The 18,327-nt window shown below is 39.1% G+C and carries 15 protein-coding genes; 6 read left to right on the top strand and 9 right to left on the bottom strand.

Features of this window, described 5'->3' with window-relative positions:
* Window positions 1–222: 222 nt before the first annotated feature.
* The 7 genes from rluF to EGI26_RS12600 form a co-directional block, all read right to left on the bottom strand.
* Window positions 223–984, bottom strand: coding sequence for a 23S rRNA pseudouridine(2604) synthase RluF (rluF, locus tag EGI26_RS12630; protein ID WP_255078806.1), 762 nt, complete (start codon window positions 982–984; stop codon window positions 223–225).
* Between the two features lie 92 nt (window positions 985–1,076).
* The gene (locus tag EGI26_RS12625; RefSeq protein ID WP_255078804.1) at window positions 1,077–2,036 is read right to left on the bottom strand and encodes an aldo/keto reductase; all 960 of its coding nucleotides are present in this window, start codon (window positions 2,034–2,036) and stop codon (window positions 1,077–1,079) included.
* A gap of 66 nt (window positions 2,037–2,102) precedes the next feature.
* Window positions 2,103–2,414 carry a hypothetical protein gene (locus EGI26_RS12620; protein ID WP_255078803.1) on the bottom strand — a complete coding sequence of 104 codons (312 nt, stop codon included), beginning with the start codon at window positions 2,412–2,414 and terminating at the stop codon, window positions 2,103–2,105.
* A gap of 3 nt (window positions 2,415–2,417) precedes the next feature.
* The gene (locus EGI26_RS12615) at window positions 2,418–3,716 is read right to left on the bottom strand and encodes a Gfo/Idh/MocA family protein (RefSeq protein ID WP_255078802.1); all 1,299 of its coding nucleotides are present in this window, start codon (window positions 3,714–3,716) and stop codon (window positions 2,418–2,420) included.
* Window positions 3,717–3,837: 121 nt separating this feature from the next.
* Complete coding sequence (locus EGI26_RS12610; protein ID WP_255078800.1) at window positions 3,838–4,608, bottom strand: 3-ketoacyl-ACP reductase; 771 nt, start codon at window positions 4,606–4,608, stop codon at window positions 3,838–3,840.
* A complete protein-coding gene (locus EGI26_RS12605) occupies window positions 4,605–6,056 on the bottom strand; it encodes an NADH:flavin oxidoreductase (protein ID WP_255078799.1) in 1,452 nt (483 codons plus the stop codon). Before EGI26_RS12605 ends, EGI26_RS12610 begins: the two co-directional genes overlap by 4 nt.
* Window positions 6,057–6,071: 15 nt before the next feature.
* Window positions 6,072–7,460, bottom strand: coding sequence for a glycoside hydrolase family 88 protein (locus tag EGI26_RS12600; protein ID WP_255078797.1), 1,389 nt, complete (start codon window positions 7,458–7,460; stop codon window positions 6,072–6,074).
* A 209-nt stretch (window positions 7,461–7,669) separates the two neighbouring features.
* Between EGI26_RS12600 and EGI26_RS12595 the strand changes: the two genes are divergently transcribed.
* The gene (locus EGI26_RS12595; protein WP_255078796.1) at window positions 7,670–8,122 is read left to right on the top strand and encodes a thioredoxin family protein; all 453 of its coding nucleotides are present in this window, start codon (window positions 7,670–7,672) and stop codon (window positions 8,120–8,122) included.
* A gap of 1 nt (window position 8,123) precedes the next feature.
* On the opposite strand, the gene EGI26_RS12590 is transcribed toward EGI26_RS12595, so the two are convergent.
* Both EGI26_RS12590 and EGI26_RS12585 read right to left on the bottom strand, forming a co-directional pair.
* Window positions 8,124–8,513, bottom strand: a complete 390-nt coding sequence (locus EGI26_RS12590) for an iron chaperone (protein WP_255078794.1) — start codon at window positions 8,511–8,513, stop codon at window positions 8,124–8,126.
* 281 nt (window positions 8,514–8,794) lie between these two features.
* Entirely contained in the window at window positions 8,795–10,267 is a 1,473-nt protein-coding gene (locus EGI26_RS12585; RefSeq protein ID WP_255078793.1) for a tail fiber domain-containing protein, read from the bottom strand.
* A gap of 479 nt (window positions 10,268–10,746) precedes the next feature.
* Between EGI26_RS12585 and EGI26_RS12580 the strand changes: the two genes are divergently transcribed.
* From EGI26_RS12580 to EGI26_RS12560, 5 genes are all read left to right on the top strand, one after another.
* A complete protein-coding gene (locus EGI26_RS12580; protein WP_255078791.1) occupies window positions 10,747–12,390 on the top strand; it encodes a TldD/PmbA family protein in 1,644 nt (547 codons plus the stop codon).
* 69 nt (window positions 12,391–12,459) lie between these two features.
* Window positions 12,460–13,776 (top strand): TldD/PmbA family protein, encoded by a 1,317-nt coding sequence (locus tag EGI26_RS12575; protein ID WP_255078790.1) that lies wholly within the window; start codon window positions 12,460–12,462, stop codon window positions 13,774–13,776.
* A 222-nt stretch (window positions 13,777–13,998) separates the two neighbouring features.
* Complete coding sequence (locus EGI26_RS12570) at window positions 13,999–15,606, top strand: glycosyltransferase family 39 protein (protein ID WP_255078789.1); 1,608 nt, start codon at window positions 13,999–14,001, stop codon at window positions 15,604–15,606.
* Window positions 15,603–16,337, top strand: coding sequence for a glycosyltransferase family 2 protein (locus EGI26_RS12565; RefSeq protein WP_255078787.1), 735 nt, complete (start codon window positions 15,603–15,605; stop codon window positions 16,335–16,337). Before EGI26_RS12570 ends, EGI26_RS12565 begins: the two co-directional genes overlap by 4 nt.
* 282 nt (window positions 16,338–16,619) lie before the next feature.
* On the top strand, window positions 16,620–18,260 hold the full coding sequence (locus tag EGI26_RS12560; RefSeq protein WP_255078785.1) for a TldD/PmbA family protein: 1,641 nt from the start codon (window positions 16,620–16,622) through the stop codon (window positions 18,258–18,260).
* Window positions 18,261–18,327 lie beyond the last annotated feature (67 nt).

Here is an 18,327-nt window from a genome sequence, read left to right as displayed (position 1 = left end):
CCTAAAAAACCATAAATTTCAAGCTAAATATCATTACTGATTTAGAAAATAAAAAAGTCCACAAATGAAGTAAAATGAACTTATGCTTAAAAAGGCGTTAGAGGTGGAAAAGAATAAAAAAAGATAGTTTGATCATTAGGTATTCCAAATCAAAGTTGTTTCAGTACTAATAACTTCGCTTTCTTTATGAAGCTAAATCTTTTCATTTTAGAATTACTCTCCCTACTCAAAATCCTCATAAACTTTTGAAGAATCTACTGTGGCGGAGTTGATGATTTCTAGTTCTTTGGGCGTGAGATTCCTCCATTTTCCTATGGGCAAATCGAGGTGTATGTGCATGATTCTTACTCTTTTGAGCTTGGTTACAGAGTAACCCAAGTATTCGCACATCCGTCTGATTTGACGATTTAAGCCTTGGGTGAGGATAATTTTGAAGGTGTACAAATCCACTTTTTCTACTTTACATGGCTTCGTTACGGTGTCAAGAATCGGTACGCCTTTGCTCATCTTAAAGACAAAATCACGGCTGATGGGTTTGTTTACGGTTACCACATATTCTTTTTCGTGATTATTTCTGGCTCGGAGTATTTTGTTTACTATATCGCCGTCGCTGGTGAGCAAAATCAGCCCTTCAGAAGGTTTATCTAATCTACCTATTGGAAAAATACGCTTTGGATGGTTGATGAAATCTATGATATTGTCTTTTTCGGCTTTGATATCTGTGGTACAAACTATGCCTACCGGTTTATTAAAAGCCAAATAAACGTGCTCTTCTTTGGGTTCTGAAATTAGTTTTCCATCCACTCTTATCTCATCGCCTTCCTGGATTCTCGTACCCATTTCGGGCACTTTTCCATTGATGGTTACTCTTCTTTCCTCAATAAGTGTGTCGGCAGCTCTTCTCGAACAAAAACCTACTTCGCTCAAGTATTTGTTGATTCTTGTGCCTTTGGGTTCGTCTATGTTTTGATTCTGATTTGGCATATGTTTACTGCTGTATCACAAAGGGACACAAAGATTCCACAAAGTTCCACAAAGGTTTTGGAAAGGTAATGAACAATAAGAAAGTTTTTTATTTAAGCTCCCTCATCCCAAAGATTTTCAACTGTGTAATCTGAGCCAGGTAAGCACCAGAAATCGCCTTTTATATAACGATAATTCATGTTTACAGCAGCCATTTGAGTCAATTCAGCTTCTGAAAGTTCGATGTCCGCAGCTTCCAGATTTTCTTTTAGTCTATTGGCATTTACAGACTTCGGTATGGTGCATGTGCCTCTACGCACTGCCCATGCAAGCATGGTTTGAGCCACCGAACAACCTTTGCTTTCTGCAATATTCCTGATGATTTCGTTGTCAAAAAGTTTTGGTTCACCCGCAACAATTCTATTGGCAGGTCTATCCGAGGACCCAAGCGGAGCGTATCCCGTTAGTAAAATACCTTCAGCATCACAAAAGGTTTTTAGTGCATTTTGTTGTAGAAAAGGGTGCATTTCTACCTGATTATTTTCTGGTTTTACTCCTGTTGCTTCAGTAAGTTCTTTTATTTTTTTGATGCTAAAATTACTTGTGCCAATATGTATAGCCATGTCCATTTCCTGAACAGCTATCATTCCCTCCCAAGTTTCTGTTAATGGTGTAACTTTAAGACTTACCATTTCATCTGCCTTGGTTGGAAAAGTAACATCGTCTCTCAATGCGATTGGCCAATGAATCAAATATAAATCCAGATAATCGAGTTGGAGATTTTTTAAGGTTAATTCAAGAGCTGGTTGCACCTGTTCTTTTCGGTGGCGGTTGTTCCAAAGTTTTGAAGTTATCCAAAGTTCCTCTCGTTTTACTTCTCCAGCTGCCATGGCATCAGTAAAAGCTTGGCCTATTTCTGGTTCGTTGCCATACAAATGTGCACAATCAAAATGCCTGTAACCAATCACAATAGCCTCTCTAACAGCCTTATATACTTCCCCTGGGGCAGATTTCCAAGTTCCCAACCCTAAACTTGGCATTAGGTCGCCATTGCTATATTTTAAATATTTCATTGTTATATGTTTCACCCCAAAGCCACAAAGAAAAATCTATTCTTCGTGAAATAAAAACTCAGGTGCTTATTTCTTTTTTAAGTAAATCGTAACTGGGGCGGCATTCTCAATAAAAATGGTATCTGAAATATATCCATCTTTCGAAAATTCAAGATTAAATTCTGGACATTTTCCATTAGCCCTGCCAACTTCCATTTTACTAAATCCACCATCAGACTTTGTCTTTTCTCCATCCTCAAGACTTATGAGATTCCTAACCAACACACCCTCCAATGGTTTTTTTTGTAAATCATCCAAAACAACTCCATTAGCAGTAACCATACAATCACATGCCGTCATAATTGTTAAGGAAATCAAAAACAGAACTATTTTTTTCATGAATTAAACTTTATCTGGAACAATAAATGGAGCTCTGTATTTCCGAGTCAACATTTCATTGGCTTTTTTATCGCCTAGAAACTTCTCTGCAATTGGATCAAACTTCAAAGTCCGGCCCAATTTATATGAAATATTGCCCAAATGTGCCAGACTTGCCGCCAAATGTGCAGTTTCTACTGGCCCATTCAGCATCTTTTTGTCCTGAGCTCTTACCGCATCCACGAAGTTTTTGTAGTGATCCCCTCCCTCCTTCCGAGCTGGGCCTGGAGCACGTTCTTTACCCAAGAATGTCTTATAATCGTTGTAGCCGTTGATGACCATATAGCCTTTATCACCGTAAAAAATATTGCCAATTTCTACGCCATCTTCTTTGTTGGTCATCCATGGACGTACCTCAAACTGCAAGATTTTATTTTCTTTGGTGTATTGATAAGAGGAGGTCAAATATTCGGGCGTTTCTTTACAATCGTTCCAAAGGTACTTGCCACCTGATGAAGTGATAGTATCTGGCAAACCTACATCCAAGCCCCACATAGCCAAGTCGGTTTCGTGTATGCCTTGATTGCCGATGTCGCCATTGCCATAATCCCAAAACCAGTGCCAGTTATAATGCACATAGTTTTTGCTAAAAGCTTTTTCCTGAGCTGGCCCTTGCCACATATTCCAATCCAAACCTTCAGGAACAGCCGAATTTCCTAAATTTCCGATATCTGGTCGCCATTTGTAAACAATTCCCTTGGCCATGTAAACTTTGCCAATCAAACCATCTCTGAGGTGTTTAATGGCTTCTTGGATAGCCACAGAACTTCTCAACTGGACCCCGTGCTGCACAATTTTGTTATATTTGGTAGCAGCCTCCACCAATTTTCTTCCTTCAAAAACATTGTGACAAGCTGGTTTTTCAACATACACATCCTTTCCAGCCTGACAAGCCCAAATAGTGGCCAAAGCATGCCAGTGATTTGGTGTAGCTATGCTGACAGCATCAATATCTTTATCCTCATAAACCTTTCGGAGGTCTTTTACTTGCTTTACAGACTTGTTATATTTTTTCTCAAAATCACTTGCTCCGGCTCCCAAAACTACAGTATCCACGTCACAAAGTGTCGTGACTTGCACATTGTCTAAGTTCATAAGACCTTTGATATGGTCTTTCCCACGGCCATTTATCCCTATTACAGCAACCCGCAGTCGGTCGTTAGCACCGAATACAGTATTTGGAATAAAAGTAGGAATGGCATAAGCCGCCACACTCGCAGGCAAAGCAGTTTTAAGAAGGTCTCTTCTAGTAAATTTTTTCATTAATAGTTGAATATTTTGTAAGCTAAATTTACGCTTAATATTTTGTATATCAAACACGTAGAGCGATTTTTCAAATCTCAGATTAACAAACCGCACGATTTGAAAAATCGTGTTACGAACATTACAAACGAGCCACTGTCAAACCTCCATCTACCACAAAAACCTGTCCCGTAGAATACAAAAAATTACCTTGAGCTATGGCAGTAACAGTTTTACCCACATCTTCGGGTAATCCCCAACGTTTGGTGAGGCAAAGTCCATTTTCTATCAAATCATCATATTTCTGACTTACTTTTTCGGTCATATCTGTTTTGATAATGCCCGGACGAACCTCAAAAACAGGAATATCAAACTCTGCTAATCGAACTGCAAAAAGCTGTGTCGCCATACTTACGCCAGCTTTCGAAATGCAATATTCTCCTCTATTGACAGAAGCCACTGTAGCCGAAATAGAGGAAACATTGATGATAGTCCCTTCAAAATCCACATTTTCAGCTTTCAAACCCACCATCCAATTGGCCACCGACTGTGTAAGGAAATATGGGCCTTTAAGGTTTGTAGAAATAAGATAATCAAAACTCTCTTCTGTAGCTTCGAGTAAATCTTTTCGCTCTTTGGGTGCAACTCCAGCATTGTTTATCAGCACATTGAGTTTCCCGAAATGCTTTTTTATTTTTTCCAAAATACTGTCTCTGTCCTCTTTTTTTGAAATATCTCCTTGGCAATAAATGACATCGACACCTAACTTTTTGAGATTTTCAATTACTTCTAACACATCAGATTCGTTTCGCATGCCATTAATGGCCAAGTCAAATCCTGCTTCTGCCATTTTTTGGGCTATGCCAAGACCAATGCCTCGCGAACCTCCTGTTATTAGGACTACTTTTTTCATAATTTCTCCTTAATCTCTTTCAAAGTAACCGACTCTGGAAGCGTTTTATACAAAGGATCCAAAGGATAACAACCTGAAACTAGCCCATTTCTTGGTGCAGTGGTGCAGTCTGAAAATGTTCTACACAAAAGTTTTCTTTCGGTCGGACGATTGTTGATCATATCATCAGGCATCGTTGGGTATGAAAGTACCATCCTGCCGAATCCTACTGAATCCACCATTTTGTTTTGCAACGCAAAGTGAGCTACATTCGGCAGCCATTCTTGCAAATAAGAGTACCCTGAGCCTACTATCACCAAATTTGGAAAATCCTTTTTCAAATCTGCTACCACATTTAGCATTCTGGCAACCCCGATAAGTGGCTCTTCAGGTGCTTGATAGCCATCAGAAGGAGGAAAAAGAGCCGGACGGGTAACGTGTGGATTGTAATATGGACTCGAAACAGTAATACAAACCAACTGAATATCAAGCTCTTCTAGCAACTTTAAGAACTTACGAGGTTCTTCCAGGTCTATTTCTAAACCTGTTTCATCGCAACCAAAAGCATACTTATATTTTTCGTTTTCTTTCAAATCGGGTATCCCAATACCATCCAAACCTTTTTTGAAAGGGGCAAAATCTATAGCACTTAGTCTAACACCAATTTCTAGACCTGGGGCTTCTTTTCGGATTCCAGATACTATATTTTTCAGAAAATTAGTCCGATTCTCAAAACTTCCACCATATTTCCCGTTTCTGTCTACTGCACTCAAAAACTCATGACCCAAATAACCATGACAATGTTTGATATCCACAAAATGATAGCCAGCCTTTTGAGCCAAAACCGCCGCTTTCACGAAATCCTCCACCAAGGCATCCACTTCCTCGTCTGTCATGGGAAGGTTATCATCGGTCACATGGAATTTGGCGTCTAATTTTGGATGATTATAAGCTATTTTAGACTCAAACTTGGTATTGTCATTGGGTTTACAAAAACGGCCTGAATGCGTCAATTGCAAGCCTACCAAAAGGTCTTCTGCCGTACCGAATTTCTCGGAATGTCTATCCAAAACCATTTGAAACATTTCTTCCAAATCTCCAATATTTGCCTCATTGATAGTCAATTGTCTTGGATTTGCCCTACCCTCGTGTGTAACAGCCACAGCCTCACATCCCCAGAGCAATTTTGCTCCAGAAATGGCGAAATTCTCCCATCGTTTTTTTGTAAAATGCGTTGGTTTGCCATCTGCGGTGCCATCCCAGCCTTCCATGGGTAAAATTGAAAGGCTATTTCCGATGGTTCTTCCAGATTTCAGATGAATGGCTTTGTTAAAAGGCGAAGTCTCTTTTGGAAGCAGTTCTTCATCAAATTTTAAATCTACTTGATTGTCTTCGAGATATTTAGCAAAATCTGCAGCTGTTTTTAATTGTGCTACTCGACTGTATTTTGGTTTAAATTTTCCGGTCATTTTATGGGTTAAATATTACTTAGGCAAACAGTTAAAAAAGGTATAATAAGGCTCATTATTTATGTGTTTTTGCAAATAAAGAGCCACTTCTCTGAAATGATAATCGCCCCACATGCATGATTCTCCGTAAGGTATTTTGCTTCCTTCTGGCACAAAATCCCAGCCGTTGGGTTGGTGATAAATGGTGTGCAAAAGCAATCCTTGGTGGTTTTCATCGGTACTCAAATAGGGTTCTTCCAAAAGCGAATTCATGACCGTCAATCCTGTTTGCCAGTATTTTTCTCCGGTTTTTGCATCACCATTTTCTTTTAGATATTTACCAAATCGCAACAAACCTTGGGCCGCAATGGCTGCTGCTGAGCTATCCACAGGCTCATGGTCGTTAAAAGGATTGGCTTTTTCGTTGAGATAATCGCCCATTTTGTGCAAATTTGGAGCTCCAGTGTCCCAATATGGAATTCCACAAATTGGCGTATTTTCGATATAAAAGTCACAAGTAGCTTTGGCTGCTTTTAGCATAAAATTTTTGATGTAAGATCGCCCTCCGACAGACTCTAATTCCATTCCATCCAATATTTCGAGACATTCCAACTGCTCCGCAAATCCACACATAGCCCAAGCAAGTCCACGTGTCCAAGTACTGAAACCTGTGTAGCCTTGCTGTGAATTGGGACAACGATAATTTCCGTCTTTTACATTGAAAACACACTCGTGAGCAGTTCGACCCCATGCATCATAAATATCTCTACCTTCGCCATAAAAAACCGAAAAGTTTGCTGTGGCCTCTATATGCTTGATGGCTCGCTCCAAAAGGCTGATTTTGGCATCCCCTTCACCCTGAAAAACATGGCCCAATTGGTGGCTAATCATCAAAGCTCTGCATGAACGAATGGTGTCCACAAACAAGGAATGTGCCCCATTGAACGAATGTATAAATCCACCGTCGTCTTTGATGTCTGTCCATCTGCTGGCCTGCACAGCACCCGAAATCTTCAAGGCCAATTCGTAGAAATTTTGTTCCCAATCATTCTGGGCAATTTTGCCTTCTCGCATCAATCGGAGCAAATTGCCATAAGTACTCACATTGTTGAAGCCATGATCATGCACACCAACATGACTGATATGCGGAGCCATTTTCTCTAGCGTTTTCTTTCTTCCAATTTCTAGAAAATCGGCCTCGTCTGTAGCATCAAACTGCAAAATGGCCGAACCGTACTGAAATCCTTGCGTCCATTCTGTCCAACCCCTGGTGGTATATTTGCCATTTTTGGTAAAAACAGGAGAACCATCATTATCGTCATACTCGGTTTGGATGGAGCGGATTTTTTCACCAGAAAGTTTCCAAAATGTATTTAATTTGGATTGTAAATCTTGTGTTTTGAGAGAATAGTTTATGTTTATCATCACTAAAAAATATCGAAAACTCAGTATCCGACACGCATTTATTAAAGGTTGAAAATCAATTGTATTGTGATTGTCAACATTCTTAGCTGAATAATTCGGCGAATCACAATACAGAGAGTAAATTTAGAAATCTTGCGGGATTATTGAATTAAAATCATTTTAAATTTTGTTCTACTAATAACCAACATACCAAAAAAAGCAAAAATAGTATGAAAAACATCCTCATAGCGATTGTTGTTCTCGGCATAATAGCCTTTTTATATTTCAGAAGTAACCCAAAAGTTGACTTTAAACAAGATACCGCCGATGGAATTCACTTTCAAAAAGGCAACTGGCAGCAAGCCCTAGATTTGGCAAAAAAAGAAAACAAAGTCGTTTTCTTAGACATATATGCCACTTGGTGCGGCCCCTGCAAACAACTCAAAAAATACACTTTCACAGAAAAATCAGCAGGCGATTTTTTTAATGCCAACTTTGTGAATATGGCGTTAGACGGTGAGCAGCCAGAAGGAGCAACTTTAGCTCAGAAATTTGAAATTGAGGCTTATCCTACCCTAATGTTTGTTACACCCGAGGGCGAACTTATCACCAAATCGCCAGGATTTCGTACGGCTCCAGACTTGATTAATTTGGGTCAAAAGATATTGGATAGCAGGAAATAAGTTACTTTTTCTTCGCCTTCCGCTGACTGTCAATATACTCGTTGTCCTCTATTCTAATTTTGACGATTTCTTGAATAAGACTTTTGGGCAAAACGGCATCAAACTTAAATCTAATAGTGCCTGTAGTGTAATCCATGCCATGGAGCCGACTTTCGAAATGGCTCAATACAACATTGCTCATAACATAGAAAGCCACATGTAATTTGGTAGCCCCAACCGCCACAAGTCCACCAAGATATTTGTAGGTTGGAATACCATAACTTATTCCCTCTTCAGCTTGCGGAACGACTTCCTTTATAATAGCCATCAATTCCAAAAGTTTCGGTTTTGATTCATCAGGAATATTTTGAAGATATTCAGAAAAAGATTTTAAGGAGGTGTTCATTCTCATCGGTAAGAGAAGGTTTTTTATTGTTCTTTCTTAGAAATATGATACCAATTTATAAAAAAATGCGACTCAAAATATTGAATCGCTTTTATTTAGACGCCTATTTTTCAATTATTCTACTCTGCAACTCTCAAAACAAACGCATTAAGTGGTGTTCCTGAACTTGTAAGATAACTTATATTTGAGTTTTCGAACTGATAGGCTCCAAAATCTCACTTGGCTTGCAGCTAAATACTAAAATAGATACAAAAGATAAAATCAATAATTGTTTCATTTCAAAATCTTTATTTGTCAGTTGGAGATTTAACGTCTATTTTGGCTTGAATGAGCGACTTTAGTGTTTCCATATCTTTTTGCATGGCGTTCATTTCGGCTTTTAAGTTGTTGCTTTGGTTTGAGAGCTCTTTTACGGCATTTATCAAAGGAATGACCAATTCTGTGTAAGATAAATTCAAGGTTTTGGTGGTGTCATTGTCTTGTATCAATCCGCTAAATTCTACTCCTTGGTCTTTTAGTACTTCCTGTACATCTTGTGCTATCAGTCCATCACGGCGGCGTTTATTGCTATCAGCTTTGTAGGTGTACGAAGCCGTTCTTAGAGCATTGATAAAGCTAAGCCCAAGATTATTGTTATAAACTATATTTTCCTTTAATCTTCTGTCAGAATAATTCACCCAAGATGCATATCCACCAATTTGAGAAACCGAAGCATTTCCTATAACAACTTTATTGGAGGCATTTACTTTTGCTGTTGCACCAAGAGCCATTGAATTATTAACAAATTCTCCAGAAGGAATATCAATTACTCCAGACGAAATGCCTAAAAAAGTATTATTTTCTCCATTTATTAAGCTATTTCCAGAAGCAATTCCAGTAGCGGTATTATTTGAACCTAAAATAAGTTCGGATAGAGAATGATCTCCCGTAGCTGTGTTTCCGTTGTAATTCACTGCAGAGCCAACATTTAGCTTGTGTAGTGAATTATTCCCTATTGCAGTGTTTGAGTTTGTATTTGATGCGTAGTATAAAGTATTATGCCCCAAAGTAACATTACCTCTACCATAAGCTGCATTATAAAATGAGTAATTACCAATGATTATATTTCCAATATCAAAACCTGAGGCTCCGAGTTCAACTTGGAGATTTTGTGAGGAGTAACTACCAATTGAAATCATATTGGTTTGTCTTGTATAAGACAGATTTTCATGATTTATTGCATTCAAAGCGTTTGTCCCAATTGCAATGTTATCGGTAGTAGATTTAGCGTTAGCTAAAGTATTGGTTCCAATGGCAACATTTCTACTTCCGTTAATATTAGAACTTAATGAACCCCAACCTAAACCAGTGTTACTAATCCCAGATGTATTTTTAGTTAAAACCCCTTCTCCTATTGCAGTGTTACCATACCCCGTATTATTCATTAGAGTTGCTCCTCCAACCGCCACATTGGCATATCCAGTAGTAGCATTATACATTGATTTTTCACCAATAGCTACACTATAACCAACACTTTGCGATTTTGCCATTGCTTTGTTACCTATTGCCACAACGCCATCGCCACCAGTAGCGTTTGATTTAAAAGCACTGTCTCCAAGTGCGATAAATTTAAAGTTTTTTGAAGGGTCATAAGTTCGGTTATCTATAATTCCTTTTGGAAAAATAGTTAAACTTCCGTCAGTAGGTGAAACAACATTTACTTGTGCGGACAAATTGGTTTTGGCTAAAAAAATCGTGAGAATTACGAGTAGTTTTTTCATTGCTGTAATGGGAGAATTTTGTTTTTGATAATGGAATCTAAATCGCGGTAAATTTAGTAAATCAAAAATTCAAATCTCATGCAAAAACGAAAAAACTGATTTTAAGGCAACAAATCTTCCAAAGTGAACTAAATAAGATTTGAAGTAAATTAAAAAGTTTAGGAATTGAGACACAAAACCCAATCCAAAAAAAATCGCGACCCAAAAGATATGAGTCGCAATTCCTACACTAATCCCAGTTATTTAATTTTTTCAGGGTGAAAACTCCACACCATCCCAATTAAATTCCACTTATATAGACGCACTTTATTGGCTTTTCGATGCTTCATTTTTAAATATTTTTTTGGTAATAAACACTTATCTACCAAATACGCCACCTCATACCCAGAAAATCAGAATTTGTAAGCGTTTTTGTTTTTTTATTTCAAAAAATAAATACATTTACTATTCAAATTTTATCACCAAACGAAACCCTTATGATGGATAGAAGGAAATTTATGCAGCTTTCTGGGCTCGGTATGGGTGCCTTGGTAGGTGCTGGTATTCCGATTATTGGAAACGCCACCACGCCAGAGCATCTCCTCGAAACACCCGCTGACGCTGCCCAAAAGAAACTAATGTCGGATATTGCCCTCAATGCCGCCCGCAGCAAAGGTGCTACCTACACCGATGTGCGTATTGGTCGTTATTTGCAGCAGTTTTTGTTTACCCGCGAAACCAAGGTTCAAAATATCGTAAACGCAGAGTCTTACGGTGTGGGCATCAGAGTGATAGCCAATGGCACTTGGGGGTTTTCGGCCACCAGCGATGTGAGCAAAGAAGGCATAGCCAAATGTGCCGAAACAGCCGTGGCTATAGCCAAAGCTAATGCCAAAATACAGACGGAGCCTGTAATTCTAGCCCCACAAAAAGGTGTAGGCGAAGTAAGTTGGAAAACGCCCATCGTAAAAAATGCCTTCGAGATACCTATTCAAGAAAAAATAGATTTGTTGATGAAAGTAAACGGCGAGGCCATGAAAAATGGTGCTGGCTTCGTTACTTCCAACCTATTTTTTGTAAACGAACAAAAATACTTCGCCTCGTCTGATGGTTCATATATCGACCAAGATATTCACAGAATATGGCCTACATTTACAGTAACTGCAGTAGACAAAGCCGCAGGGAAATTCAAAACCCGCGATGCTATAAGTTCCCCAATGGGCATGGGTTACGAGTACCTCGATGGTTTGGCTTCTGAAAAAATACCTGGGCCAATTGGCTTGGTAGGCTACAGAAACTCTTACGACATGGTGGAAGACGCCATAATGGCTGCCAAGCAAGCCAAAGAAAAAATAACAGCGAAGTCGGTACCCGCCGGCAAATATGACTTGGTACTCGATCCAAACCACTTGGGTCTTACTATCCACGAATCTGTTGGTCATCCGCTAGAACTTGACCGAGTGTTGGGCTACGAAGCCAACTACGCTGGCACAAGTTTCGCTACGTTAGACAAATGGAAAACTGGAAACTTCAACTATGGAAGCAAAAACGTGACCATAGTTGCTGACAAAACACAGCCAAATGCTCTTGGAACGGTAGGATACGACGACGAAGGCGTACCATCTAAACAATGGAATTTGATAAAAGACGGTGTATTGGTAAACTACCAAGCTATCAGAGACCAAGTGAATATTTTGGGTGAAAAAGAATCGCACGGATGTTGCTATGCCGACAACTGGGATTCTGTTCAGTTCCAACGTATGCCAAATGTTTCTTTGCTTCCTGGAAAAGACAAATTGAGCGTTTTGGATATGATAAAAGGCGTAGAAAAAGGAATTTATATCGTCGGACGAGGCTCTTATTCTATTGACCAGCAACGCTATAACTTCCAGTTTGGCGGGCAGCTTTTCTACGAAATCAAAAACGGAGAAATTGCAGGAATGCTCGACGACGTGGCGTATCAATCTAACACCCAAGAGTTTTGGAACTCGTGTGTGCAGGTATGCGACAAAGACGATTATCGTACTTTCGGGTCGTTTTTTGACGGCAAAGGACAACCTTCGCAAGTATCGGCGGTGTCGCATGGTAGTTCGACTACTCGTTTCAATGGTATAAATGTAATTAACACGGGCAGAAAGATTTAATTTGATGTGCGGTCAGACGAAAGTCGGACCTGAAATCTCAATCTTTTTCAAAAAATAGATTTAAACAAAATGAAAATATTAACTAAAGAAGAAGCCAAGAAAATCATTGATAAGGTGTTGGCGTATTCCAAAGCCGACGAAATGAGTGTAAACCTTAGCGGCACTCGTACGGGCAATATTCGATATGCCAGAAACACGGTATCTACCAGCGGTGAATCCGAAAACCAATCCTTATCGGTAACCTCAGTTTATGGCAAAAAATCAGGTACTGCCACTATCAACGAATTTGACGACGCCTCTCTTGAAAAAACGGTGAGGAGAGCAGAGGAAATTGCCAGATTGGCACCCGAGAACTCCGAATATATGCCCATGCTCGGCCCTCAAACTTACTTAAATACAAATACTTTTTCGGAAAATACGGCCAAAATCGATCCAAATCTAAGAGCTAAAGCGGCTTTAGACAGCATTTTGCCCTGTAGGGAAAACAAACTTACGGCAGCTGGTTATATGGAGGACTCCGCCGGTTTCACGGCCATGGGTAACTCTAAAGGCCTTTTTGTCTATAACAAGGCTACTCAGGTGGACTTCACCATTACCGTTAGAACTGACGATGGTTTGGGTTCGGGCTATGGTATCCAAGACTTCAACGATGTGTCCTTGTTGAACACCAAAAAAGTAACCGAAATAGCTATGCAAAAAGCCAAAGCTTCGGCTTCGGCACAAGCTTTGGAACCCGGAAAATACACAGTAATATTAGAACCCGCAGCAGCTGTAGATTTGCTACAAAACATGATGCGAAGCATGGACGCCCGCAATGCAGATGAAGGCCGGAGTTTTTTGAGTAAAAAAGGAGGCGAAACCAAACTGGGTGAGAAACTTTTTGACGAAAGAGTAAACATCTACTCTGACCCAATGAATGCCGAAAATCCTGGTTCGCCTTTCTCGCAAGATGGCCGTCCGCAGGAAAAAATATATTGGATAGAAAACGGTATAGTTAAAAACATGACCTATTCGCGTTTTTGGGCAGATAAAAAAGGAGTAAAAGCCACTCCACCACCCAATTCGTTTATAATGGCTGGTGGAGATAAGTCGCTTGCCGACCTGATAAAAGGCACAGATAAAGGAATTTTGGTTACCCGACTGTGGTATATCAGAGCTGTTGACCCTCAAACATTGCTCTACACAGGCCTTACCAGAGACGGAACTTTCTATATCGAAAACGGAAAAATCAAGTTCCCAGTAAAAAACTTCCGTTTCAACGAAAGCCCGGTTATTATGCTCAATAACTTAGAGGAAATGGGAAAACCAGTTAGAATTGCGGGAAATTTGGTACCGCCACTCAAAATCAGAGACTTTACATTCTCAAGTTTGAGCGACGCGGTTTAAAAGCATATTTTCTTTATAAATGAGGTGTAATCACAAATTACATCTCATTTTTTATTTTAAGGTATCCATTAATTGGCACTTTTGAAGTAATCCTAATATATTTGTAGTTTGGTTTAAGAAATTCTTAAATGTCTGCGGAAACGAACATTTGAGGCTCTGGCCGCATTACCTTTAGATATTTTCCTCAGAAAATCACTATTTACAAAACAAAAGACTTCTTATATGACAAATAATATTTGGCGGTATCTCTCTATCATCCTCCCTATATTATTGTTCGGTGCTTTGGCTAGCTTATTCTTAGAAAGGCCTGGTTTACAAACAGATGAAATACTTTTCGCCAATCTCTCTTTAGGCGAAATCAACCACACCACCTACATAGCACGCAAAATTGGCGGCATCACTTTTTTCGTTATTTCTTACATTGGAGCCTTAAAATCTTGGATTTTCATTCCTATTTTTAAATTTTTTGGATTCAATTACTTCAGCGTCAGAATTCCAATGATACTGCTGAGTATGATAAGCCTTTTGCTGGTATACAAGGCGGTCAATATCTCTTTCAAAAAGCCACTTTTAGCTTGGTTCATTTTGATGGCACTGGTTACGGAATCCACCTTTATAACGATGGTTAGGACTGATGTAGGTCCCATTGCTATTGAGTATTTTTGCAAGATTTTAAGCATTTTACTTATTTTCAAATACTTACAAAGCAAAAAACAATCAAATCTATATTTTTTACCTCTTGTATTGGCATTAGGTATTTTCAACAAAATAAACTTTATCTGGTTTTCTAATGCACTCCTTTTTAGCAGCCTAATCCTTGTTTTTTTACTGGAAACCAAAAAAGAAAAACTGACTTTCGCTAAATTCCTCGGCCTTACTTTTTTGTTCGAATTTATATTGTTCATTGGTTTCAACAAGCTGAACCCAGGCATGGTTAGTTCTTCGAACATAGGCATTGACTTGGAGTTTATCAAAACCAAAATTCAGCTGTTTTACTATTTTGGCAAAGGTATTTTTGACGGAACCGGTTTTTATAGAATTCAATATTTGATCTCAGAAGAAACCTTTGGTTACAACTCTCTTTCAAAGGGTATTTACCAGACTTTCTTCTATCTATTTGAGGTGTGCCTCACGGTATTTATTATTTATACTTTGCTGGTTATCAGAAAAATATGGAAAAAACAAAACGATAATGGAGACATCTACTACCTGTTTTTTGTATGTATAATTCTTTGCATCAGTGCTCAAATATTTGTGGTCGAAAATGCCCGAAACCTGTGGCATTTCTATACCTTATTTCCGTTTTTTACCATTTGTGTATTTTATGGCGTTTACAATTTGTTGGGCACAAAAATTAGTTGGTTATTTTTCGTAGTAGTCATAATCTACAATCTTAATAACTTTTCGACTTACGTTTACGCATTGACAAACAAAACTCCCAATCCCTTTTGGAGCAATAAAATAAACGAACTCGCTGAATATGTAAAACCTGTCAAGGGTGAATTTGTGGAGCTAGACTGGGGCATCAGTACGCAGTTGCTCTGTATTACCAAACAGGATAAGTTCAAGCGTGGTTTTTTAACCCAAAAAGGAGAACTTATGGCTTATTTGGATAATCCCGAGGAAGTTTTCTATCGTGATTATCTAGAAAACAAAGAACTCCAAAATCTCTATTTCATAAGTTTTCAAAGCAAATTGGCTGACCCAAAAATGAATATTATCTTTGACAAAATGATTGACAAAAAAGGTTACCAAAAAGTTTTAGTTAAAAACTTCTACGAAAACGACAAAACTTTGATTTACAGCATATTTAGACTAAAAAAAGGATGATTTCAGAAAACCAAAAGACCTTATCAATTTTAATACCTGTTTTCAATGAGGAAAGAACGGTACACTTCATACTTGAAAAAGTAGTGGAGGTAAATCTGATTGGTGGCTACAAAAAAGAAATCGTTCTGGTAAACGACGCATCACGAGACAACACGGAAGGTAAAATTCAGGAATTCATCAACAAGTATCCTAACGAAACCATCAGTTACTACAAACACGAGATAAACCAAGGTAAAGGAGCAGCCATACATACCGGTATAAAAAATGCCAAAGGCGACTTGATAATAGTACAAGATGCCGACCTAGAGTATGACCCCAACGAATTCAATATTTTGCTTAAGCCTATCATTGATGGTTTTGCGGATGTAGTTTATGGTTCGAGGTTTATTGGAGGTAAACCACACCGTATTTTGTTCTTTTTCCACTCTATCGGCAATAAACTTCTTACGTTTTTGTCCAATGCCTCCACCAATCTGAACCTAACAGATATGGAGACTTGCTATAAGCTTTTCGATGCGAAAATCCTCAAAAGTCTTTCTCTTAGAGAAAAGCGTTTCGGATTTGAACCTGAGGTAACTGCCAAAATATCGAGAATAAAAGGTATTAGAATCTACGAAGTAGGTATTTCATATTATGGCAGAACCTACGAAGAAGGTAAAAAAATCAACTGGAAAGACGGTTTCAGAGCCCTTTACTGCATTCTGAAGTATGGCTTCTTTAAAGGAGCTTAAGAATTTTCGAGATATCGAGAATTTTAGTCTTCATTCGCATCGTTTGAGATTCAACAGTATTTAGAAATCTTTCTATTTACTGCGAATAATATTTCGTTTTATCCTTAATTGAAAGGTTCAAGTATTTACAGAGACCTATTCCGTTAAAAATCCTTAAAATCATCTCCTCTCAACGTCCTATTTTATCCGCTTATACAATTGCAACTATTCGGCCATTGTTTTCATCTTTGATTTGATATATATTTACCTCATATTCATTTTCTAATCTAAAAGCTATTTACTTTGAAAAGACGAGATTTCCTTCAATTATCGGGTCTGGGAATCGGTGCGGCCATGCTGCCCAATATTCCTGTTATGGGAAACAATGTTTCCTACGAAGCCCTGCTCAATGGCTCCATGGATGTAGCCGTAAAAAAACGTCTAGCCGACGCAGCCCTAAATGCTGCTAAATCAAAAGGAGCCACTTATACCGATATTCGTATTGGTAGATACCTCAACCAGTTTGTGGTTACCAGAGAAGACAAGGTGCAAAACATCGTCAACACGGAGTCTTACGGAGTTGGGGTTCGTGTAATAGCCGACGGCTGCTGGGGTTTTGCAGCAGTGGTAGATGCTAAATCAGAAGCTGACACCGCTCGTGCAGCCGAAGAAGCTGTTGCTATAGCAAAGGCCAATGCCAAGCTGATGAAAGAGCCAGTTAGCTTAGCTCCTCAAAAGGGCTTTGGCGAGGTCAGCTGGAAGACGCCAATTGTTAAAAATGCTTTTGAGGTGCCTATTCAGGAAAAAGTTGATTTACTTCTTGGCGTAAACGATGCCGCCATCAAAAACGGAGCAAACTATGTCAACTCGATTCTGTTCTTAGTAAACGAACAAAAATACTTCGCATCGTCTGACGGTAGCTATGTTGACCAAGACGTGCACCGTACTTGGCCGATTTTCAATGTAACGTGTATCGATCCGAAATCAGGTAAATTTGAAACTCGCAATGCCCTCAGTGCTCCAATGGGCATGGGTTATGAATACCTGCAAACCAATCCAAAAGATAAAATAACAGGTGTAACAACTAGATACAACAGAGGCTATGATATGCTGGAAGATGCCGGAGCTGCTGCTCAGCAAGCCAAAGCAAAACTGTCGGCCAAGTCTGTTGAGGCCGGCAAATATGACTTGGTTCTTGACCCATCGCACCTTTGGCTAACCATTCACGAGTCAGTAGGACACCCTCTTGAATTAGACAGAGTATTGGGTTATGAAGCCAACTTTGCTGGAACATCATTTGCAACGTTAGACAAGTGGCAATCGAAAAACTTCAACTATGGCAGCAAAGAAGTTACACTTTTTGCAGATAAAACGCAGGTTGGTTCATTAGGAGCAGTTGGTTGGGACGATGAGGGTGTTAAAACCAAAAAATGGGATTTGGTAAAAGACGGTACTTTGGTAAACTATCAAGCTATTCGTGACCAAGCTCATATAATTGGTGAAAAAGAATCCCACGGATGTTGTTATGCCGACAGTTGGTCGTCAGTACAGTTTCAGCGTATGGCCAATGTTTCTTTGGCACCAGGTAAAACACCACTTTCAGTGGAAGAAATGATAAAAGACGTAAAAAAAGGAATTTATATCATAGGCGATGGGTCGTTTTCAATAGACCAGCAACGCTATAACTTCCAGTTTGGCGGTCAGTTGTACTACGAAATCAAAGACGGCAAAATTGGTGAAATGCTGAAAGACGTGGCTTATCAATCTAATACCCAGGAGTTCTGGAACTCATGTAGTAAGATCTGTGATGATAGAGATTATCGTTTGGGAGGTTCATTTTTTGATGGAAAAGGCCAACCGTCTCAATCGAGTGCCGTGTCGCACGGTAGTTCAACTGCAAGATTTGACGGCGTAAATGTAATTAACACAGGAAGGAAGATTTAAAGCCGCACCCCTGCCCTCCCCAGTGGGAAGGGAGAATCAGGTAAATTAGCTAAGTCAAGCCCTAAGT

The sequence above is a fragment of the Lacihabitans sp. CCS-44 genome, from assembly GCF_024343735.1.
Lineage (GTDB): Bacteria > Bacteroidota > Bacteroidia > Cytophagales > Spirosomataceae > Leadbetterella.
Note: the sequence above shows the minus strand (reverse complement) of the source record. Positions and strands in the feature narration are given on the sequence as shown.

Coding starts and splice junctions, on each gene's coding strand:
- rluF (WP_255078806.1), bottom strand. CDS start 984: ATGCCAAATCAGAATCAAAACATAGACGAACCCAAAGGCACAAGAATC.
- EGI26_RS12625 (WP_255078804.1), bottom strand. CDS start 2,036: ATGAAATATTTAAAATATAGCAATGGCGACCTAATGCCAAGTTTAGGG.
- EGI26_RS12620 (WP_255078803.1), bottom strand. CDS start 2,414: ATGAAAAAAATAGTTCTGTTTTTGATTTCCTTAACAATTATGACGGCA.
- EGI26_RS12615 (WP_255078802.1), bottom strand. CDS start 3,716: ATGAAAAAATTTACTAGAAGAGACCTTCTTAAAACTGCTTTGCCTGCG.
- EGI26_RS12610 (WP_255078800.1), bottom strand. CDS start 4,608: ATGAAAAAAGTAGTCCTAATAACAGGAGGTTCGCGAGGCATTGGTCTT.
- EGI26_RS12605 (WP_255078799.1), bottom strand. CDS start 6,056: ATGACCGGAAAATTTAAACCAAAATACAGTCGAGTAGCACAATTAAAA.
- EGI26_RS12600 (WP_255078797.1), bottom strand. CDS start 7,460: ATGATAAACATAAACTATTCTCTCAAAACACAAGATTTACAATCCAAA.
- EGI26_RS12595 (WP_255078796.1), top strand. CDS start 7,670: ATGAAAAACATCCTCATAGCGATTGTTGTTCTCGGCATAATAGCCTTT.
- EGI26_RS12590 (WP_255078794.1), bottom strand. CDS start 8,513: ATGAGAATGAACACCTCCTTAAAATCTTTTTCTGAATATCTTCAAAAT.
- EGI26_RS12585 (WP_255078793.1), bottom strand. CDS start 10,267: ATGAAAAAACTACTCGTAATTCTCACGATTTTTTTAGCCAAAACCAAT.
- EGI26_RS12580 (WP_255078791.1), top strand. CDS start 10,747: ATGGATAGAAGGAAATTTATGCAGCTTTCTGGGCTCGGTATGGGTGCC.
- EGI26_RS12575 (WP_255078790.1), top strand. CDS start 12,460: ATGAAAATATTAACTAAAGAAGAAGCCAAGAAAATCATTGATAAGGTG.
- EGI26_RS12570 (WP_255078789.1), top strand. CDS start 13,999: ATGACAAATAATATTTGGCGGTATCTCTCTATCATCCTCCCTATATTA.
- EGI26_RS12565 (WP_255078787.1), top strand. CDS start 15,603: ATGATTTCAGAAAACCAAAAGACCTTATCAATTTTAATACCTGTTTTC.